The organism is Xenorhabdus griffiniae (assembly GCF_001028135.1).
Taxonomy (GTDB): domain Bacteria; phylum Pseudomonadota; class Gammaproteobacteria; order Enterobacterales; family Enterobacteriaceae; genus Xenorhabdus; species Xenorhabdus bakwenae.
The window spans coordinates 1-920 of record NZ_LDNM01000097.1; the positions used below are offsets into that span (position 1 = coordinate 1).

The window sequence follows — 920 nt, forward strand, 5'->3', positions numbered from 1 at the left end:
GGCAGCGTCAGATGGGTATAAGGGACAGGCGCTGAGTGATGGCCGTTTAACCCCGGCGCTGGAGGACTGGGCTAAAGCGTTGGGGCGCACGAATTTTGCCGCACTGACGACCCATCTGGAAAAGACGCAGCCCATCGCGGCCCTGTCATCCCTGCAATCAGGGGGACACACCCCGGCGGCCGTATCACTGACACAGCCCCTGACACCTGAGCTGGATACCGACGCCTTAGCGATTTGTACTCAGTTCGGTTTATCGCCTGAAGACCTGAAAAAACAACTGGGAGAGAACTAATGGATCGCAATACCCCTCATCGTGATGGTGAGTTATTCAGTGTGCCCTGTGAAGCCGGTGCGCAAATCGGAGGCGGCCACTTGGTCTGCGCCAATACCGCCGGTTTTGCCGTGCCCGGTCAGGCCGATGCCGGACTGACGGTGCTGGGCGTGGCCGATGAATTTGCCGATAACCGCGACGGTAAACAGGGTGAACGCCCTGTCAGGGTACGCCGTGGCCGCGCGTTTTATTTCGATAATGACAACGCCCAGCCGGTGACCCAGGCGCAGGTCGGTAAGCCCTGCACCCTGACCAACAGTGTGACCGTCAAGGCGATGAAAGACGGTGACAAATTGCCCGTGGTGGGGCGCGTGCTGGCCGTGTCGGTCAGTGATGGCGTATTGGTTCTGATTCAATAGGAAAATCTGATGCTTGTTAATAAATCCAATTTAAATGTGCTGTTTCTGGCGATTAAGACCACCTTCCAGAATGCGCTGGATGCGGCACCGTCGCAGTGGGAAAAAGTCGCCATGAAAGTGACCTCAACCAGTAAGGTGAACGACTATACCTGGTTGTCGAACTTCCCGGCCATGCGCAAATGGGTCGGTGAAAAAGTGGTGAAATCCCTGTCCGGGCATAAATACACCAT

3 protein-coding genes are annotated in these 920 nt (G+C 56.2%); all 3 read left to right on the plus strand.

Translation table 11 applies throughout. The features are described from left to right. Nucleotides 1-292, plus strand: a 292-nt coding sequence (locus tag AAY47_RS16155) for a phage protease (RefSeq protein ID WP_047771159.1), incomplete at its 5' end; no start/stop codon positions are given. Beyond that, nucleotides 292-690 carry a hypothetical protein gene (locus tag AAY47_RS16160; RefSeq protein WP_047771160.1) on the plus strand — a complete coding sequence of 133 codons (399 nt, stop codon included), beginning with the start codon at nucleotides 292-294 and terminating at the stop codon, nucleotides 688-690. The genes AAY47_RS16155 and AAY47_RS16160, both read left to right, overlap by 1 nt. A 9-nt stretch (nucleotides 691-699) precedes the next feature. Further along, on the plus strand, nucleotides 700-920 hold a 221-nt coding region (locus AAY47_RS16165), incomplete at its 3' end, for a Mu-like prophage major head subunit gpT family protein (protein WP_047771161.1).

Bases quoted from the DNA above. Each gene is read 5' to 3' on its own strand.
- AAY47_RS16160 (WP_047771160.1), top strand. From the start codon at position 292: ATGGATCGCAATACCCCTCATCGTGATGGTGAGTTATTCAGTGTGCCC.